Raw genomic sequence first — 17,250 nt, 5'->3', positions numbered from 1 at the left:
CGCCTGCAGCGTTTTTATTATTGCCGTTAGTTTACTGTTGCAGATCCCAGCCCCAGTTGATCCCTTTCTCTGTTGCGGGCACACCGCTTTCCAGCCATTGCGGCGCCGGTGCGCCTTTCAGGAAGTGATCAAAGAACTGTTGTTCCCTGCGCTGGATGTCTTTCCGGTTCTGGCGTTGTATGAGGTTATGCGCTTCGTTGTTATAGTTCAGCAACCATACGGGTTTGCCTAAACGACGCAGGCCGGTAAACAGCTCAATGCCCTGGTACCAGGGAACGGCGCCATCGGCATCATTGGCCATGATTGCCACCGGCGTGTTTACGCGCGGCAGGTTGAACAAGGGTGAGTTTTCAATATACAGCTCGGGTTTTTCCCATAAGGTAGCGCCGATACGGCTTTGCGAATGTTCATACTGGAACTGCCTGTTCATACCACTTTCCCAACGGATACCGCCATAAGCGCTGGTCATATTGGCTACGGGAGCGCCCGCCCACGCTGCTTTAAAGAGATTGGTTTGTGTAACGAGATAAGCTACCTGGTAACCACCCCAGCTCTGCCCCTGGATACCCATATTTTTTCCGTCGACCCAGGCTTTTTTAGCCAGGTCTTCTGCGGCACTCACAATATAATCGTAAGCGCTTTTTCCGGGATAACCATTTTCATAGCTGATATCCGGCGCTACCACCAGGTAACCGCGGCTCACAAAAAACGAAATGTTCAGCCGGGACGGCGTTGGCGCCGGCGCCTGGTAACTGTATAATCCATCTGTTAATTTCTCGTAGAAATAAAAGATGACCGGGTACTGCTTGGTGCTGTCAAAATTTTCAGGTTTGTAAAGAATACCTTCTGCCGGTTTGCCGCTGAAAGTTGTCCATTTATACAACGATGCGGTGCCCCAGTTATATCCTTGTTGCTGGGGATTGGTATGACTGATCTGTGTCGCTTTTGCGATATCATCTCCGGTAAAAACATCCGGGGAAAGCTCATACCGGCTACGGGTATACGAAAACACGTTGGCATCTTTTGCTTTCAGCAGATCGGTGTATGAATAAGGCCCGAGTACCACGGGTTGAAGGTTAGCAGCCTTACCGCTTTTACGCGGCAGTTCCAGCGAATAGAAACCATTGTATTTGGTGCTGTCCTGGAAAGCAGATAAGGTCAGGCGGTCGCCGGGAAGGAAAAATTTCTTATCCGGATCCAGGCGCAGGTACCGGAAACGTATTTTGTTGGTACGGCCCAGGCCTTTGGTGATATTCAGCGGCGCTGCCTTACCGGAAGGATCCACCTGCCATATATCGTAGCGGTCGTAAATGTATACGTAGTTGTCACCGGTCATCCAGCCAGCGATGCCGTATGCATCCGGTACATCGGGATGGTCATCTTCCTCATCATATACTTTGGTGGGAATGCCTTTGCTTATATTTACCGCGGCGCCGGTAGCATTATCATAACTGAACCACTCCCGGTTTGCCAGGTCGTACCAGATAATATATTTTCCGTTAGGGGAGATGAAAAAGTTACCGTCCAGCTTTTCTTTGATCTTTTTTCTCGTACCGTCATTTATGTTTACGAGGTAAGCTGTTTTCAGTGTGCGGCCCACCCATTGCATAGGGATGCGCGCGCCTTTATCCGTATAGCCGAGGGCGTTAGCACTGTTGCCTTCCGCAGCGGTGACAACGGTTTCCAGGTCTTTATCGCTTAACTGGATCACCCGTTTGCTGCCTGGATAATATACGGCGGCATAACTTCTTTTCAGTTCTTTATCCACATTTTTTAACTGCATGGGTTGCAGGTAATCATCTTTATAATTCCAGATATCCACTTTAGCTACTTCGAAGTCCACGATGGTGGTATCTTTCACGGGCAGCACGGGAGCGGTGCCAAAAAACAGGCGCTGACCATCCTTACTGAAATAAATGAGGCTGTTGGGACTGATGCTCCAGTTGGCCGGCAGGCCGCTGCTGTTTTTATCGGCTACTTCGTAGGCGCTGTCCTGCCCGGGTTTGAAATAATATAATTTATAAAATTGTTGTAATGCTTTGGCAGAATCGCGCGTGCCGAAATACGCCGCCTGTTCTCCTTTTTCATCGAAAGCAAATTGTTTATAATCGCTGTTACCGTTGCTCAATGCCACCGCTTTCCTGTTGGCGGCACGCCACAGCAGTACACCGTTGCGCGACAGCGAATCTTTTTTATCTGCCTTTGTTTCTATGAGCAGCTGGTTACCAGGTTTGCTGAATGTAAATTCCGTTACATTCTTAATGGTATCCTGTGTACCACTCTGCAGCTGACGGATCACCAGCGTGCCGCTTTCAGTGCCGGCAGCGGGCATTTTGTCGTCGTCTGCACGATCGGTATCATCCAGCGATTTAGGGGCTTTGCCTCTTTTGGCTTTGGTGCTATCTGCTGCTGGTTTTTCCAAAAGATAGGCGAGCAGACCACTGCCTTTTTCCGGTGTTTTAAAAGATTTTACACCGGGAAATTTCAGGATACCCGGTTGTCCCAATGCAATGATAGCCAGGGAGTCTTTGGGCATTTCTGACGCTTTTTTCTTTTTGATCTTTGCCTCGCGGGTATCTTTAAAAAACGGTTTGATGCTGCAGATCACGTAGCGGGAATCTTCTGTGATCACCGGGCTGCCGCCACGGTCAATGGTGGTGGACTGACCTGTTTTGCGGTCATAAATCACGAGGCTGGCATCGCCTTCCTGCGGTACTACAGTATACACTACCCACTGTCCGTTATTACTGATCAGTTTAGTGCCAATGCTTTGCCAACTGTCGTAAACACTGTGGTCCAGCGGCTTTTTTGCAGGTTGCTGTGCATAGGTAAAAAGGGAGGAGCCCAGGAGGGATGCCCCTAATAAAACTTTTCTCATAAGCGCAAAGTAATAATTACGGCGCTCAAGTTACAAATAAATGAGGATGAACGGAGGGGATTACGACGCCGTTTTACCCTTTACTACCCGCAGCATTTGCAGTCCTACGGAAAGGATGATGCAACCCAGTCCGGCGTAAAAGGCGTTATTCAGGAATTTGTTTTCATGAAACAATACAAACGCCATCACGATGCTGTAAACCGGTTCCAGGTTGAAACAAAGGTTGACGGTAAACGGGGAGATTTTTTTTAATGCGCTCATGCTCAGCAGGTACATCAGCACCGTGCAGAACCAGGCCAGTACAAGGAGGTAGAGTGTATCCATAGACGAGGGCAGCAGGGTAGGGGCCGGAAACAGGTAGAGATATAGAGGCATGGCGAGGGTGAGCACAATGAAGCCTGTCGACAGCTCATAAAAAGTAATGGTATAGGTATCGAACCGTTTGATCAGTCTTTTATTAAATACGGTAAACAGCGCGGCGAACATGGCAGAAATAATTCCGAGGATAATGCCGGTACGGTATTGCGTATCAAAATGGAAGATAAGCAGGATGCCGAGGAGGGTGAGCATGCTTAGCAGCATTTCGGCCACGTCGAAGCGGCGCCTGTTGATGAGTGGATCAAATATAGCGGTGAACAGGCTGGTGAGTGAAAAGCAGATTACCCCGATAGATACGTTGGAATATTTGATACTACCATAAAAGAAGAGCCAGTGCAGGGCTACCACTACGCCGGTGCTGCCAATGGGCAGGATGTCTTTCCAGGGGAGTTTTTTAAAGGTACCCTGGAAGCGGAATAGAACATACAAAGTAACGGACGTGATCAGTAACCGGTACCATACCAGTAGTCCTTCGTTGAGGGAAATGAGTTTGCCCAATATCCCGGTAAATCCAGCCAGAAATACGGAGAGGTGTAGCTGGAGAAATGCTTTCTTCATGGTCCGTTAAAATGTATTTAGGGACCTGGTCATTTTTTTAAATGAACAGATCCCTAAATGCTATGCGATTGATGTAATTTATTAATTCTGAACCCGTCTTTTATAATTGCGGAAAAGGCTTTGCCACTGTATTTTGAGTACGCCGAGGATGCCTTCTTTTACGATGCCTTTGCTCATCTTGGAATAGCCTTCTTTCCGGTCTTTAAAGGTAATAGCCACTTCCTTTATTTTAAAGCCCAGCTTCCATGCGGTGAATTTCATTTCAATCTGGAAAGCGTAGCCTACAAACTGTATCTGGTCCAGGTTAATGGATTCCAATACGGTATTGCGGTAACATACAAATCCTGCGGTGGGATCTTTTACCGGCATCCAGGTGATCATGCCTACATAAATGGAAGCGCCATAAGATAGTACGGCGCGGTCCCACGGCCAGTTTTCGGTTTTGCCGCCTTTTACGTAGCGGGAACCTACGGATACATCTGCTCCATCTTTAGCGCAGGCGTCATACAGGCGCGGCAGATCTTTGGGATTGTGTGAAAAATCCGCGTCCATTTCTATGATGTACTGATAGCCCCGGGCCAGCGCCCATTTGAAACCGTGGATATAAGCTGTACCCAAACCTTGTTTGCCGGACCTTTCTTCCAGGAATAATTCGTTGGGATGTTGCTGTTGTAATGATTTTACAATAGCGCCGGTGCCGTCGGGCGATCCGTCATCCACAATGAGGACATGAAAATTCTGCTGTAAGGAAAATACAGCGTCAATGATGTTACGGATATTATCCTTTTCATTGTACGTAGGAATGATGACAAGCTTTTCCAATTCAGCAGATGATATTTTTGGACTGCGAAAATAATTCAATTCCGGCGCAAGATATGACGTTCCCGAATAACATTACATTTTTTTTAACATCATATTATGGAAGATTTCAGTCAGTTTCTGTTTGGTATTAAGCGGAAAATCCGCTTTCATCATCCAATCGTAGTACTGAGGTTCTGCCTTTAGCACATCCCTGACAGGACGGCCTTTGTATTTACCAAAGTTAAACACTTCCTGTCCACCCTGCATCACGAGGCGGCGGGCAAAGTCGATATAATCTTCCTCTTTTGTGAAATCGGCGAGTGAGTCGATATCCTGTTGCAATTGTTCGTAGCGGCCGAGCTGGGCTTCCAGGATCTCATAGGTGGCCAATGCGTCTGCTTCAGCGCTGTGAGCGTTTTCCAGCAATTTATCGCAATAGAATTTGTAGGCGGCGCCCAGGGTACGTTTTTCCATCAGGTGGAAGATCCGCTGTACATCTACAAATTTGCGTTTCGATACGTCAAATTCGATGTCGGCCCGCAGGAATTCCTCTACCAGCAGGGGAATATCGAAGCGATTGGAGTTATACCCGGCCAGGTCGCAGTTATCCATGAACTGTTTGAGTTCATGAGCGGCCTGTTTAAAGGTAGGTGCGTCTTTTACATCCTCGTCTTTAATACCATGAATTGCTGTAGATCCTGCTGGGATCGGCATTCCGGGGTTAATGCGTTTCACTTTGGACTGGGTGGTTTTGTCCGGAAACACTTTGATGATAGCAATTTCAATGATACGATCGGAAGCCACGTTGGTACCGGTGGTTTCCAGATCGATTACGGCCAGCGGCCTTTTGAGGAGCAAAGAAGGCATTATGAATAATTTATAATTTGTTTAATGTATTTATTTGTCTGACGGCAATAATGCTTTCAGTTTGCTAAAATCGAGACCATCATATGTTCCGGAGCTCATCAGCAGCAGGTTGGTGTCCTGGTATTGTTGTGCGGCGAGGAAAGCTTCCAGTTTTTCCCTGTTATGGAAAACGTGGAGGTCATCCCGGCCAAACCGCTGTGCAATGAGTTCCGGCGCCAGATCCGGCATTCTTTTTATTTCCAGTGCATGTTTGCTGTAAAACACAACGGCGGTATCTGCTGTATCGAGGGCGCCGTGGTATTGTTCCAGGAAATCTGCATTTAAACTGCTATAGGTGTGTAATTCCAGCACGGCTATCAGCTTCCTGTCGGGAAACTGGTGTTTAGTGGCTTCCATAGTGGCTTTCACTTTAGAAGGCGCGTGTGCAAAATCACGGTAAATAACGCAATGATCGTTTTTAGCTACGAGTTCCAGTCTTTTTGCGGCGCCCTTAAAGGTAGCAATTGCTGCCAGGAATTCCGCATCAGAGAGGCCCAGTTCGTTACAAACGAGCTTAGCAGCGTGGAGGTTCAGCAGGTTATGATCGCCAAAAATTTCCAGGCTGGCCTGCTGGTCGCCAAAAACAACCCGGGTAACGCCGTTGGTAATGGTATGTTCGGGCAGGCCGTATGGCACCAGTTTAAGGTGGTCGCCGGTAGCGGTTACCAGGCTAACGAGTTCAGGATCTGTATTGTTGTAGATCAATATCTGACCGGCTTCCATCTGCCTGATAAAAATGGCAAACTGTTCTTTATATATTTCGTAGGTAGGAAATACGTTGATATGATCCCAGGCGATGCCGGTTAATACCGCGATCTGCGGATGCAGAAAGTGGAACTTGGGCCGTTTTTCAATGGCCGAGGCCGGGTACTCGTCGGCTTCGCACACAATTACGGGTGCGTCTGTGATATTTACAGACTGGGCAAAACCTTCCAGCCGGGCGCCCACCAGGTAGTCGAACGACTGATGATTAAGCTGCAAGGCGTGCATTACCATGGCGGTAGTGGTAGTTTTACCATGACTTCCCCCGATGGCTACCCGCGTTTTATTTTTACTTTCCTGGTAGATATATTCCGGGAAAGAATAAATTTTCAGCTGCAGTTCCCGGGCTTTTATCAGCTCGGGGTTGTCGTCCCGGGCATGCATGCCGAGGATGACTGCGTCGAGATCCGGCGTTATCCGGGCAGGGTCCCAACCGGTACTGGCTGGTAAAATGCCCGCCTGTTGGAGGTTTGACAATGCCGGTTCGAAAATCTCATCGTCACTGCCGGTTACCTGGTAACCTTTATTTTTGAGCGCAATGGCCAACTGATGCATTACGCTGCCGCCTATGGCAATAAAATGTACTTTTGTCATAACGCTGGATATTTTCGGCTGGCCGAAAATTACATTGTTGTTTTTTTTAATGTATTTTCTATATTTGCAAAATAACGTTACAAAAGACGATTAAAAAAGTGGTCGTATCATATTTCCTGTGAAAATTCGTTTTAGTCATAAATTATTTAAAACTGCCAGTATGCAATCTTATGTAAGAATTTTGGGCTACACCGCTATGGTTTGTATCTTTGCCGCTTTCTTAACGTCCTGCGCAAGCCATCAGAAATTAGGCTGTCCCATGAAGGGCATGGCCAAGTCGCCTGCGATAGAACATAACAAAGCATGTTAAATGAATTGGAAAACGTTAACCAGCGAGGAACAATTGGCTGAAATCAATGCAGTATCAGCGCATCAGCCGGTAGTTATTTACAAACACAGCACGCGATGCTCTATCAGCTCGATGGCCAAGGCCAGGTTGGAACGGTCGGCTGTACCAGAAGGGTTAACGTTTTATTACCTGGATCTGATCGCCCATCGTCCGGTATCCAATAAAATTGCGGAAGTCTATAATGTTCAGCATGAGTCTCCCCAGGTACTGGTCATCCGCAACGGCCAATGTGTTTACAATGAAAGTCATGGCGGCATTGCCATGGATGAAATAGTTGCACAGGCTGGCGTATAACCACCCAAATAGGCTAGCTTTGTAAATTCAACAGCATAGCCAATGAAACATCGTATAGTAGTAGCAGTTACCGGGGCAAGTGGTTCCATCTATGCCCGTCAGTTGTTACAGAAGCTGCAGGCAGCACATGAACAGCTGGACCAGGTAGCTGTAGTGATGACAGAAAACGCCAAAACGGTATGGGAAACAGAGCTCAGAGACGAAGATTATAAACAACTGCCTTTCCGTTTTTATTCCCAACAGGATTTCCACGCGCCTTTCGCTTCGGGATCCGGACGGTTTAACACCATGATTATCTGCCCTTGTTCTATGGGTACGCTGGGACGCATTGCCACCGGCATTTCCAACGATCTTATTACCCGTGCGGCAGATGTAGTACTGAAAGAAAGAAGAAAGCTCATCTGCGTGGTACGGGAAACCCCTTACAATCTCATTCACATCAAAAATATGGAAGCAGTTACCCTGGCCGGCGGCATTATCTGCCCAGCCACTCCTTCCTTTTACAGCGTTCCCGCCAATCTCGAAGAAATGGCCGCCACAGTGGTGGACCGGATCATAGACCTCGCAGGCCTGGAACAGCAAACTTACCGCTGGGGAAGCGATAGTAATAATAAACAGGATTAATTATCTTAGTCCCTCATTCTTCATTCTATAACCATTATCATGCAAATAGCTATTATAAACGGACCTAACCTGAACCTGCTCGGTAAGCGTGAAACGGGGATCTATGGCAGCGAATCTTTTGAACAGTATTTCAAACATCTGCAAAAACAATTTCCGGCGGTAACTTTCAGCTACCACCAAAGTAACATAGAAGGGGAAATCGTGAACTATCTGCATGAAGTAGGATTTTCATATGATGGCGTGCTGCTCAACGCAGGCGCTTATACACATACCTCCATTGCCATCCGGGACGCTATTGCGGGCATCAAAACACCGGTGATGGAAATTCATATCAGCAACGTGTATGCAAGGGAAGAATTCAGGCATACCTCCCTGATAGCGCCCAAATGCATCGGCTGCATCTGCGGACTCGGACTCAAAGGATATCAATTGGGAGTAGAGTATTTCGGGATGAACGACTTGTAGGCGCCTTCGGCGCCGCGGAGGTTGTCTTGAGCGCTGATTACGCTGATTACGCTGATTACGCTGATTATGCTGATTATGCTGATTTTTTTGGATTTTTTATAATTGATTAAGGGAGATATATGCGGACTTATCCGCTTATATCTCCCTTAATCTTATAAAATCAAAACTGATCAAATCCAAAAAATCAGTATAATCAGCGTAATCAGCGCTCCAAGACAATTTCCGGCGTCGAAGGCGCCACCGCTTCCTGTGCTTTGAAAGCCTCTCTGGGCTTTAGTCCCAGCAGCTCAAACATCATATGGTCTTCTTCAAAGGAAGGATTACCTGTAGTTAATAATTTTTCGCCTGTAAAGATAGAGTTGGCGCCTGCCATAAAACATAAGGCCTGGTCGGACATACTCATTTCCGCACGGCCTGCACTCAAACGCACCATTGCCTTTGGCATCAGGATGCGGGTGGTGGCAATCATGCGTACCATATCCCAGAACTCTACCTTAGGTAAATGCTCCAGCGGTGTACCTTTTACGCGGGTGAGCGCATTGATGGGCACGGAATCCGGATGCGACGGTAAGCTGCTAAGTGTCCACAGCATGGCGATACGGTCTTCATGCGATTCTCCCAAGCCTATAATACCGCCACAGCATACGCTTACACCTGCTTTTCTGACATTATCCAGCGTTTGTAAACGATCGTCGTAAGTGCGGGTGGTGATAATTTCTTCGTAGTGGTCACGGGAAGTATCCAGGTTGTGGTTGTAGGCGAACAGGCCGGCATCGGCTAATTTCTTTGCCTGGTCTTCGTTCAGCATGCCCAATGTGCAGCATACTTCCATACCAAGTTCATTTACGCCTTTTACCATATCCAGTACACGGTCGAAATCGCGGTTGTCGCGCACTTCACGCCATGCTGCGCCCATACAGAAACGGGTGGACCCCGCCTCTTTTGCTTTCTGGGCGTAACTCATCACGTCCTCTTTTTTCAGAAGGCCATGCACATTGATGTCAGTGTTGTATCTGGCAGCCTGCGGGCAGTAAGCGCAATCTTCAGGGCATCCGCCTGTTTTAATGGACAAGAGGGTGCAAACCTGCACCTCTGCTGTATCCTGGTATTCACGGTGAATAGTGGCAGCACGGTATACCAGTTCCAGTAAAGGAGTATTGTAAATAGCTTTGATTTCTTCTAACGTCCAGTCATGACGGATCATAGATCTGATTTTGTTTGAATAGCAAACGTAGCAAATTATTACGAAATACAAATTACCAATTAGTAGGAGTGAAAATGAAGGAAATTTGATTATTCTGTTGAAATACACTTAATTGCGGGACTCAATTTAAATAACCAGCATCCAGAAAACCACTTCTATGAAACATTTCCCTAAGGGCAGTAAGCTGTCCGTACTCGCTCTATTTGCCGCTATGGCATTTTCCAGTTGCAGTAAAAATGATGATGACCCAATTTTGCCTCCGCCGCCGGTGTACACCCTGGATCAGCTCTACAGCCAGGCCGTAGATGATGCCATGATTGCCGACAGCAGCGAAATTACCGATGCACTGTGGCCCATCACACCAGACAACCCTGACCTGCAATGGAAAACCATTAATGGTCAGCAGTATGTGTTGATGGCTACCTTCATGCGTTTCCCCGGAAGTTACCCGGCCGGCGATTCCATCAACACCGTATGGGGCGAATCCTGGCTGTTCATCCCAAAACAGATGAAGACCAGGATAGGACCATCCCTTACGCCTACTTCAGATACCATTCAGCGTATCTGCCAGTTACTGGGACTACCGCCCGTTAACTCAAAAACAAATACCCATATCGCTACCATGTGGGTAAGTGCCTCCAGGTTGTACCGTCCCGCCGGCAATCCTGCCATTACTACCAAAACCACCGGTGCAGTCCCCATCAGCGGCGTATCGTCGGACTTCACCACCTGGTTTAACAACTACATCATCTTCGCTTACTACCGCCCGCTGACATCAGCCACAGATATGCACTATCCGTGGACAAGGCTCGGCTACACCTACGACTGGGCCCCGGGCGCCAGCAGGGTAGGAATGAGCGAATATGTAATGCAGGCTGGTTCCGGCGCATGGGTGGAGAAGGTGAACCGGGCAGCGGACTTCTTTAAGAATTAGTATCGCGGCGGATTTTGTCTTGGCTCAGGATTACGCTGATTATACTGATTTACTGGATTTTTACTTTTGGATTTTATAAAGGATTTGGGGAGATAGAAGCGGATATTTTCGCCCTTGTCTTCCTTAATTATTATGGAATCCAAAAATCTAAAAAGAATCCAAAAGTAAAATCAGTAAAATCAGCGTAATCCTGAGAAAGACAAAATCCGCTTCTATCTCCCCAAATCCTTTATAAAATCCAAAAGTAAAAATCCAGTAAATCAGTATAATCAGCGTAATCCTGGGAAAGACAAAATCCGCTAGATATATTGGAAGTTCGTTTTCGGCGTAATATTCAGTAATGTTTGGTAAATCAGCTGGATCGTATTTTCAATGTCATCTTTCTTCACCATTTCTACCGTAGTATGCATATAGCGTAGTGGTAAGCTGATCAGCGCAGAAGGTGTGCCATCATTGCTGTAGGCAAATGCATCTGTATCAGTACCGGTACTGCGGCTTACCGCATGTAGCTGGTGAGGAATGTCGTTCTTTTTGGCGGTTTTGATGATGAGGTCACGGAGGATGTTATGTACTGCCGGACCATAAGTAATGCTGGGACCACTGCCGCATTTTATTTCTCCCTCAATATTTTTGTTGATCATGGGAGTAGTGGTATCATGCGTTACATCGGTGATGATGGCCACATTTGGCTTAATACGTTTGGCGATCATTTCTGCGCCGCGCAAACCTACTTCTTCCTGTACAGCATTCACGATATAAAGACCAAAAGGAAGCTGCTGCTTCTTTTCTTTCAGCAAACGGGCAACTTCTGCAATCATGAAACCACCAATACGGTTGTCGATAGCGCGGCAGATGTAGTAGTCGTAGTTCAGTTCCTCGAAACCATCTTCAAATGTGCATACACAACCTACGTGTATACCCAGTTCTTCTACTTCTTTGCGGGAGCGTGCGCCGCAATCGAGGAAAATGTTTTCCACTTTTGGTTGCGGTTCTTTGCCATCGCCGCTGCGGATACGGGTATGGATCGCCGGCCAGCCGAAAACGGCTTTTACGGTACCTTTCTCAGTATGGATATTCACACGCTTGGAAGGAGCAATCTGCTGGTCGGAGCCGCCATTGCGGATGACATAGATCAGTCCTTCCGGGGAGATGTAGTTTACAAACCAGGAGATTTCGTCCGCATGGGCTTCAATCACCACTTTGAATTCCGCTTTAGGATTGATAATACCTACTGCAGATCCGTAGGAGTCTACAAAATATTCATCGATATAAGGCGTCAGGTATTTCAGCCAGAGCTTTTGTCCTTCTTTCTCAAAACCGGTAGGAGACGGGTTATTCAGGTACGTTTCCAGGAATGTCAGTGATTCCTTGTTGAATATTGATTTCTGTTTTTTAGACATAATATTTGCAGATTGTGACGCGACAAATGTAAGGAAAACGCCGGATTGTGCTCATCCGGGTTAAACGATCATGAGATATAATACGGCCGACAAGGCCATGAATCCATCCAGTACGAAGTAGAACAGGTAATCGGAATCGGTGTGCTGCGCTTTCCGGGTGATGATGGCCGTGGCGATGACCGGTACCAGGAGGGTAACCACAGCGGGCAGCGTGGTATAGGGCCACATTAAACCGGCGCTTACGGCGGCTATCAGCAGGGAAGCGTAATAAAGTCGCATCAGGTTTTTCTCATCCAGGGTAGTGATCAGGCTGCGGATGCCTTCTTTCTTATCTGATTCCAGGTCGCGGTAATCAAATAAGATACAGATCGCATAGATAAGACCAAAACGGTGTATGGTGAGATATACCAATGGCTGGGTGATCACGTTGTCCGCTATCAGCGCAGGAAGCACAGTGGTTACATAGGTCCATACAAAGGTGAGGAATAGTGTTTTCCCGATGGCTATTTTGCTGAGCCACCTGAATGCCTTGTGCGGTACTTTGGGTGCAGAATACAAAAAAGTGAGTACTGCGCTGCCACTGAGTACCAGCCAGTGCTCGCGCAGCTGCCAGAAAAACCATAGAGAGCCTGCCAGGCCTATGCCGCATAAAGTGAGCATAAGGGTACGGTGACGGTTACCCCAAAGGATTCTTTCTGAGGCCGAGTAGGCGCCGGGTGTAAGGTACCAGTGAAAATTGTAACTGCAGATGGTGGAAAAGAAAACAAAAAGGTAAAAGGTATTATGCGGGTAATCGAGTGCCAGCAACTGATTGGTTTGCCATACCATCAGGATGGCACACCCTGAAATATAAACGGAGGTGAAGAGAATAAGGTTGAAAAGACTGCGGAGCATATGTTTAGCTTTTAGCACCCCGCTTTTTAGTATGAAAAAGCGGGGCGCCATTTGCTACAAAGGTATATTGCCATGTTTTTTTCGCGGCATGTTTACCACTTTATTTTCGAGCATTTTGAAAGCCTTGATCAGTTTGATACGGGTCATTTCAGGTTTGATCACTTCGTCGATGTACCCTTTTTCTGCTGCCAGGTAAGGGTTTGCGAACCTTTCCGTGTAATCGGCCACGAGTTCGTTCATGCGTGCTTCCGGATCCGGCGCCGCATCGATTTCTCTTTTGAAGATGATTTCCACCGCTCCTTTGGCGCCCATTACAGCAATTTCGGCCTGTGGAAAAGCGAAGTTGAGGTCGGCGCCGATGTGTTTGGAATTCATTACACAGTAGGCGCCGCCATAGGCTTTGCGGGTGGTAACGGTAAGTTTGGGTACCGTTGCTTCACTGAGTGCGTACAGCAGTTTAGCGCCGTTGGTGATAATGCCGTTCCATTCCTGGTCGGTGCCGGGCAGGAAGCCGGGCACGTCTACCAGCACCAGCAATGGGACGTTAAATGCATCGCAGAAGCGGGTAAACCGGGCGCCTTTTACGGAGGCATGAATGTCGAGTACTCCTGCGAGGTGGGCCGGCTGATTGGCCACTATACCGATGCTCCTGCCGGCAATGCGGGCGAAGCCAACGATCATGTTCTCTGCAAAGTTTTTATGCACCTCAAAGAAGCTGCCGGCATCCGTAATCTGCTCGATGGCTTCTTTCATGTCATACGGCTGGTTCGGATGCTCCGGGATCAGCGTGTTGAGGGCATCGCGTATTTCGTTCCCTGGTTCGTAAGGGTATACCGGTGCGGTTTCTTCACAGTTCTGCGGCACATAGCTCAGGAGCTGTTTGATATACTGAATACATTCTATTTCATTAGCGCAGGCGAAATGGGTTACACCGCTTTTAGCGGCGTGCGTTTGCGCGCCACCCAGTTCTTCTGAAGTTACTTCCTCGTGGGTAACGGTTTTTACCACGTTGGGGCCTGTCACAAACATATAAGACGTTTGTTCCACCATCATGATGAAGTCGGTGATAGCGGGGGAGTATACGGCGCCGCCGGCGCAGGGTCCCATGATGGCAGAGATCTGCGGGATCACGCCGGAAGCCCTGGTATTGCGGTAAAAGATATCGGCATAGCCACCAAGGCTCACCACACCTTCCTGGATGCGTGCGCCGCCGCTGTCGTTTAAACCGATGAGAGGAGCGCCGTTCTGCATGGCGAGGTCCATGATCTTGCAGATCTTGCGGGCATGCGGTTCGGACAAGCTACCGCCATATACGGTGAAGTCTTGTGAAAAAACATAAGTCAAGCGGCCGTGGATGGTCCCGTAGCCGGTTACCACGCCGTCGCCGAGAAACTGTTCCTGGTCGGCGGTGAGTCCGCGGTTGCGGTTAGTGACCAGCATATCCAGCTCTTCGAAAGAACCTTCATCCATCAGTAACTGTATCCTTTCTCTGGCGGTCAGCTTACCTTTTTTATGCTGGGAAGCAATACGTACATCTCCTCCGCCAAGCATTGCTTCGGCGATCTTTGCCTGTAGTTCTTCTATTTTATCCATATGCTAAAAATCAAAAGTAAAGCTAAAAATAAAAGGATTCCTTTGATAAAAGGAATCCTTAAATGTATGATATTTTAGAATGTAACGTTTGTCAGGGAATGTTGTAAGGTATTTTCGGGGTAGCGATGGTGTCGCTGATATTCCCGGCATTATCACGGATAAATACGAGGAAATGAATGCTGTCGCTCGGGCTTTGGTAGGTTCTGAAATCCACGGGATCGAGCCGGATAGCTACTTCTGCTTTTACGCTGTTTCCCCGGTTGGCGCCAATTTCAGGCATCCGTCTCACAATATAGAAGGTGTCCTGTAGTTTGGTATCATAGATGGGGGCTATCTGCAAAGTGTCTTCTATGTCCCCGTCGCCATCCTGGACATCGAGCGTTACAAACATTACCTGGGTACTGGTTACCACGCTGTCGAGCGAATATCCTTTGAAGCTGAGAATGGGTTTGGTGCCTATTTTATCCTTTTTACAGGCGTAAAATAACCCGGCCAGCAGGAACAAAAACAGAATTTTCTTCATAAAACAAACCTACATTAATTTAGGAAATATACAAATATTCAGTTATCGCTATCCATCTATACCAAAACGTTTTTTTGTGACAATTGTTACTTACTGCGGATAGATTTATTCTTCTCCCTAACTTTGTGCGATTTTAAATTCAGCTTTACATGACCGCCGTATCACCGGAATATATATTTTCATTAACCCAAAACGGGCTGGAAGCCGCTGCACTGGAGCTGTTTCAGTACCAGTACCGGGAAAATGACCTGTACAGGGCCTATACAGATGCCCTGCGCATCCCGCCTGCTTCGGTGAAAAGCATTCTTGAAATTCCCTATCTCCCCATACAATTTTTCAAATCACATACCGTCGTATGCGGTCAGTTTGTGCCTGAGCTGATCTTTGAAAGCAGCGGCACCACCCAAACGGTGAACAGCCGGCACCTGGTGAAGGAGTCTGCGATCTACACCCGGAGCTTCATGACAGCGTTTGAACAGTTTTATGGCCCGGTGAGCGACTACGTGGTAGTGGGATTGTTGCCTTCCTACCTGGAACGCCAGCATTCTTCACTGGTGCGCATGGTGCAGGAAATGACCCTCCGCAGCGGACACGCGGAAAGCGGCTTTTACCTGTATGAACATGATAAGTTGTTTCAACAGCTGCAGGCGCTGGAAGCACGCGGACAAAAGGTATTACTGATAGGCGTGACCTTCGGATTACTGGATTTTGCAGAGCAGTATACCCTTTCCCTGAAAAATACCATCGTCATGGAAACCGGCGGCATGAAGGGAAGAAGAGAGGAGTGGACCCGGGAGGAAGTACATGCTTTCCTCAAAGAGCGGCTGGGAACGGCCTGTATCCATGCGGAATATGGCATGACGGAGCTGTTATCACAGGCTTATTCCAAATGTGATGGCTTGTTTGAAACGCCCCCCTGGATGAAAGTACTCCTGCGTGATGAAAACGATCCTTTCCAGCTTACTGCCGGCAAAGGCGCGGGCGTAATGAACATAATTGACCTGGCTAATATTTACTCCTGTGCATTCATTGCCACGGAAGACATTGGCCGTATCCATGCTGATGGCCGGTTTGAAGTACTGGGCCGGCTGGACAACTCTGCGTTAAGAGGCTGCAGCCTGATGGTTAGTTAGTATGTTAAATTTATATGATGTGTTTATTCGTCCATGGCGGCGAGGTGTAGAAGCGCCGGTAATTTGGCGGGATCGTGCATAATGGCGGAAAGGGACGACATATAGGGAAAAGAATGATGGTCCATACCAAATTTATGAAGCAGGTATACATCCAGTTGCTCCGGCGAAGTATGTCCCTGTATGTAATCACTGAGATAAAAGAGAAACCGCTGTCTTTCTTTTTCAGATAACAACACCAGCGCCACCTTGTCTTTCAGGCTGTTATGCTGGCCCGACCGGAAAATCCTCAGTGCCTGTTTGTAGTGCACCAACGTTAATTCACCGGCAGAAGCAGGCAATAGCTGGGTACAAAAATAATCTACCGCGATATCATCAAAGAAACCCGCTCCATCGTCGGTACCGGGCTCGTTGTGCCAGGTGGCCCACTGGATCAGCTGTTCCTTGGTGATATAGCCGGTCAGCATCGCTTCCAGCTGGTGAATAACCCCTTCGCGGGTGGGAGTGGTATCGGAAGCATGCGAAATAGCAGTGACTATATCCTGGTAATAATCCTCATTGATTTCACTGGCAGTCTGGAACAGTAACCTGCTCACTTCAGTGTCTGATTCTTCTCCGGCCTTCTGTTGCAGCGGGGATACGCTGCGCAATTCATCTATTACTTCCTGTCTTGTTTTAGTACCACGTAAATATGCCTTCAATAATGTTACAAAGTAAACGGACGTTACAGGCGACATTTCATTTTTCATGGGCCGAGTTTAATTCATATTTCATTGGGTACAGGCCAAAAATAGGATAAAATGCTGAATAGTGATGCCGGTTATCACACCATTTGCCATACTCTCTTTACCGGTTATCCGCCTTTAACATTTTTTTTGGTTGCCGGGAAAACTAAAACAGGTAATTTTCCGTAAGCTTTCCACTACGAAACATAAACAACGATCATCACGTCTGTCTGTCAGA

The 17,250-nt window shown here is 47.6% G+C and carries 16 protein-coding genes; 5 read left to right on the top strand and 11 right to left on the bottom strand.

Features of this window, described 5'->3' with window-relative positions; genetic code table 11:
* Positions 1-31: 31 nt before the first annotated feature.
* From ACLHR0_RS00685 to ACLHR0_RS00665, 5 genes are all read right to left on the bottom strand, one after another.
* The gene (locus tag ACLHR0_RS00685) at positions 32-2,878 is read right to left on the bottom strand and encodes a prolyl oligopeptidase family serine peptidase (protein WP_436484250.1); all 2,847 of its coding nucleotides are present in this window, start codon (positions 2,876-2,878) and stop codon (positions 32-34) included.
* Between the two features lie 60 nt (positions 2,879-2,938).
* Positions 2,939-3,814, bottom strand: a complete 876-nt coding sequence (locus ACLHR0_RS00680; protein ID WP_429045796.1) for a DMT family transporter — start codon at positions 3,812-3,814, stop codon at positions 2,939-2,941.
* 81 nt (positions 3,815-3,895) lie between these two features.
* Entirely contained in the window at positions 3,896-4,636 is a 741-nt protein-coding gene (locus ACLHR0_RS00675) for a polyprenol monophosphomannose synthase (RefSeq protein WP_370913475.1), read from the bottom strand.
* Between the two features lie 72 nt (positions 4,637-4,708).
* Positions 4,709-5,482 (bottom strand): 3'-5' exonuclease, encoded by a 774-nt coding sequence (locus ACLHR0_RS00670; protein WP_079468745.1) that lies wholly within the window; start codon positions 5,480-5,482, stop codon positions 4,709-4,711.
* A gap of 30 nt (positions 5,483-5,512) precedes the next feature.
* On the bottom strand, positions 5,513-6,877 hold the full coding sequence (locus ACLHR0_RS00665) for a UDP-N-acetylmuramate--L-alanine ligase (protein WP_436484249.1): 1,365 nt from the start codon (positions 6,875-6,877) through the stop codon (positions 5,513-5,515).
* A gap of 310 nt (positions 6,878-7,187) precedes the next feature.
* Here ACLHR0_RS00665 and ytxJ point away from each other — a divergent pair, with 310 nt between their 5' ends.
* Genes ytxJ through aroQ form a run of 3 tightly spaced genes read left to right on the top strand, consistent with a single transcriptional unit; the run spans position 7,188 to position 8,609 of the window.
* Positions 7,188-7,520: a bacillithiol system redox-active protein YtxJ gene (ytxJ, locus tag ACLHR0_RS00660; protein WP_370913472.1), complete on the top strand. Its 333-nt coding sequence runs from the start codon at positions 7,188-7,190 to the stop codon at positions 7,518-7,520.
* Between the two features lie 42 nt (positions 7,521-7,562).
* Positions 7,563-8,144, top strand: a complete 582-nt coding sequence (locus ACLHR0_RS00655) for a UbiX family flavin prenyltransferase (protein ID WP_370913471.1) — start codon at positions 7,563-7,565, stop codon at positions 8,142-8,144.
* Between the two features lie 39 nt (positions 8,145-8,183).
* Complete coding sequence (gene aroQ / locus ACLHR0_RS00650; RefSeq protein WP_079468741.1) at positions 8,184-8,609, top strand: type II 3-dehydroquinate dehydratase; 426 nt, start codon at positions 8,184-8,186, stop codon at positions 8,607-8,609.
* Between the two features lie 202 nt (positions 8,610-8,811).
* Here the strand turns inward: aroQ and bioB are convergent, their stop codons facing one another.
* Positions 8,812-9,813 (bottom strand): biotin synthase BioB, encoded by a 1,002-nt coding sequence (gene bioB / locus ACLHR0_RS00645; protein WP_370913470.1) that lies wholly within the window; start codon positions 9,811-9,813, stop codon positions 8,812-8,814.
* Between the two features lie 157 nt (positions 9,814-9,970).
* Here bioB and ACLHR0_RS00640 point away from each other — a divergent pair, with 157 nt between their 5' ends.
* Complete coding sequence (locus tag ACLHR0_RS00640; protein ID WP_436484248.1) at positions 9,971-10,747, top strand: hypothetical protein; 777 nt, start codon at positions 9,971-9,973, stop codon at positions 10,745-10,747.
* A gap of 299 nt (positions 10,748-11,046) precedes the next feature.
* On the opposite strand, the gene ACLHR0_RS00635 is transcribed toward ACLHR0_RS00640, so the two are convergent.
* From ACLHR0_RS00635 to ACLHR0_RS00620, 4 genes are all read right to left on the bottom strand, one after another.
* Positions 11,047-12,147 (bottom strand): M42 family metallopeptidase, encoded by a 1,101-nt coding sequence (locus ACLHR0_RS00635; RefSeq protein WP_370912851.1) that lies wholly within the window; start codon positions 12,145-12,147, stop codon positions 11,047-11,049.
* A gap of 60 nt (positions 12,148-12,207) precedes the next feature.
* On the bottom strand, positions 12,208-13,041 hold the full coding sequence (locus tag ACLHR0_RS00630) for a UbiA family prenyltransferase (protein WP_436484247.1): 834 nt from the start codon (positions 13,039-13,041) through the stop codon (positions 12,208-12,210).
* Between the two features lie 54 nt (positions 13,042-13,095).
* Positions 13,096-14,634 (bottom strand): acyl-CoA carboxylase subunit beta, encoded by a 1,539-nt coding sequence (locus tag ACLHR0_RS00625; RefSeq protein ID WP_429045807.1) that lies wholly within the window; start codon positions 14,632-14,634, stop codon positions 13,096-13,098.
* A 91-nt stretch (positions 14,635-14,725) separates the two neighbouring features.
* The gene (locus ACLHR0_RS00620) at positions 14,726-15,157 is read right to left on the bottom strand and encodes a hypothetical protein (protein ID WP_429045809.1); all 432 of its coding nucleotides are present in this window, start codon (positions 15,155-15,157) and stop codon (positions 14,726-14,728) included.
* 149 nt (positions 15,158-15,306) lie between these two features.
* Here ACLHR0_RS00620 and ACLHR0_RS00615 point away from each other — a divergent pair, with 149 nt between their 5' ends.
* The gene (locus ACLHR0_RS00615) at positions 15,307-16,290 is read left to right on the top strand and encodes an acyl transferase (protein ID WP_429061107.1); all 984 of its coding nucleotides are present in this window, start codon (positions 15,307-15,309) and stop codon (positions 16,288-16,290) included.
* Between the two features lie 23 nt (positions 16,291-16,313).
* Here ACLHR0_RS00615 and ACLHR0_RS00610 read toward each other — a convergent pair whose 3' ends face one another.
* Positions 16,314-17,036 (bottom strand): hypothetical protein, encoded by a 723-nt coding sequence (locus ACLHR0_RS00610; RefSeq protein ID WP_436484246.1) that lies wholly within the window; start codon positions 17,034-17,036, stop codon positions 16,314-16,316.
* Positions 17,037-17,250 lie beyond the last annotated feature (214 nt).

Source organism: Chitinophaga sp. ARDCPP14 (genome assembly GCF_051362515.1).
In the GTDB taxonomy this organism is placed as follows: domain Bacteria; phylum Bacteroidota; class Bacteroidia; order Chitinophagales; family Chitinophagaceae; genus Chitinophaga.
Note: the sequence above shows the minus strand (reverse complement) of the source record. Positions and strands in the feature narration are given on the sequence as shown.

Coding starts and splice junctions, on each gene's coding strand:
- bioB (WP_370913470.1), bottom strand. CDS start 9,813: ATGATCCGTCATGACTGGACGTTAGAAGAAATCAAAGCTATTTACAAT.
- ACLHR0_RS00630 (WP_436484247.1), bottom strand. CDS start 13,041: ATGCTCCGCAGTCTTTTCAACCTTATTCTCTTCACCTCCGTTTATATT.
- ACLHR0_RS00680 (WP_429045796.1), bottom strand. CDS start 3,814: ATGAAGAAAGCATTTCTCCAGCTACACCTCTCCGTATTTCTGGCTGGA.
- aroQ (WP_079468741.1), top strand. CDS start 8,184: ATGCAAATAGCTATTATAAACGGACCTAACCTGAACCTGCTCGGTAAG.
- ytxJ (WP_370913472.1), top strand. CDS start 7,188: ATGAATTGGAAAACGTTAACCAGCGAGGAACAATTGGCTGAAATCAAT.
- ACLHR0_RS00620 (WP_429045809.1), bottom strand. CDS start 15,157: ATGAAGAAAATTCTGTTTTTGTTCCTGCTGGCCGGGTTATTTTACGCC.
- ACLHR0_RS00665 (WP_436484249.1), bottom strand. CDS start 6,877: ATGACAAAAGTACATTTTATTGCCATAGGCGGCAGCGTAATGCATCAG.
- ACLHR0_RS00670 (WP_079468745.1), bottom strand. CDS start 5,482: ATGCCTTCTTTGCTCCTCAAAAGGCCGCTGGCCGTAATCGATCTGGAA.
- ACLHR0_RS00635 (WP_370912851.1), bottom strand. CDS start 12,147: ATGTCTAAAAAACAGAAATCAATATTCAACAAGGAATCACTGACATTC.
- ACLHR0_RS00610 (WP_436484246.1), bottom strand. CDS start 17,036: ATGAAAAATGAAATGTCGCCTGTAACGTCCGTTTACTTTGTAACATTA.
- ACLHR0_RS00655 (WP_370913471.1), top strand. CDS start 7,563: ATGAAACATCGTATAGTAGTAGCAGTTACCGGGGCAAGTGGTTCCATC.
- ACLHR0_RS00615 (WP_429061107.1), top strand. CDS start 15,307: ATGACCGCCGTATCACCGGAATATATATTTTCATTAACCCAAAACGGG.
- ACLHR0_RS00640 (WP_436484248.1), top strand. CDS start 9,971: ATGAAACATTTCCCTAAGGGCAGTAAGCTGTCCGTACTCGCTCTATTT.
- ACLHR0_RS00685 (WP_436484250.1), bottom strand. CDS start 2,878: ATGAGAAAAGTTTTATTAGGGGCATCCCTCCTGGGCTCCTCCCTTTTT.
- ACLHR0_RS00625 (WP_429045807.1), bottom strand. CDS start 14,634: ATGGATAAAATAGAAGAACTACAGGCAAAGATCGCCGAAGCAATGCTT.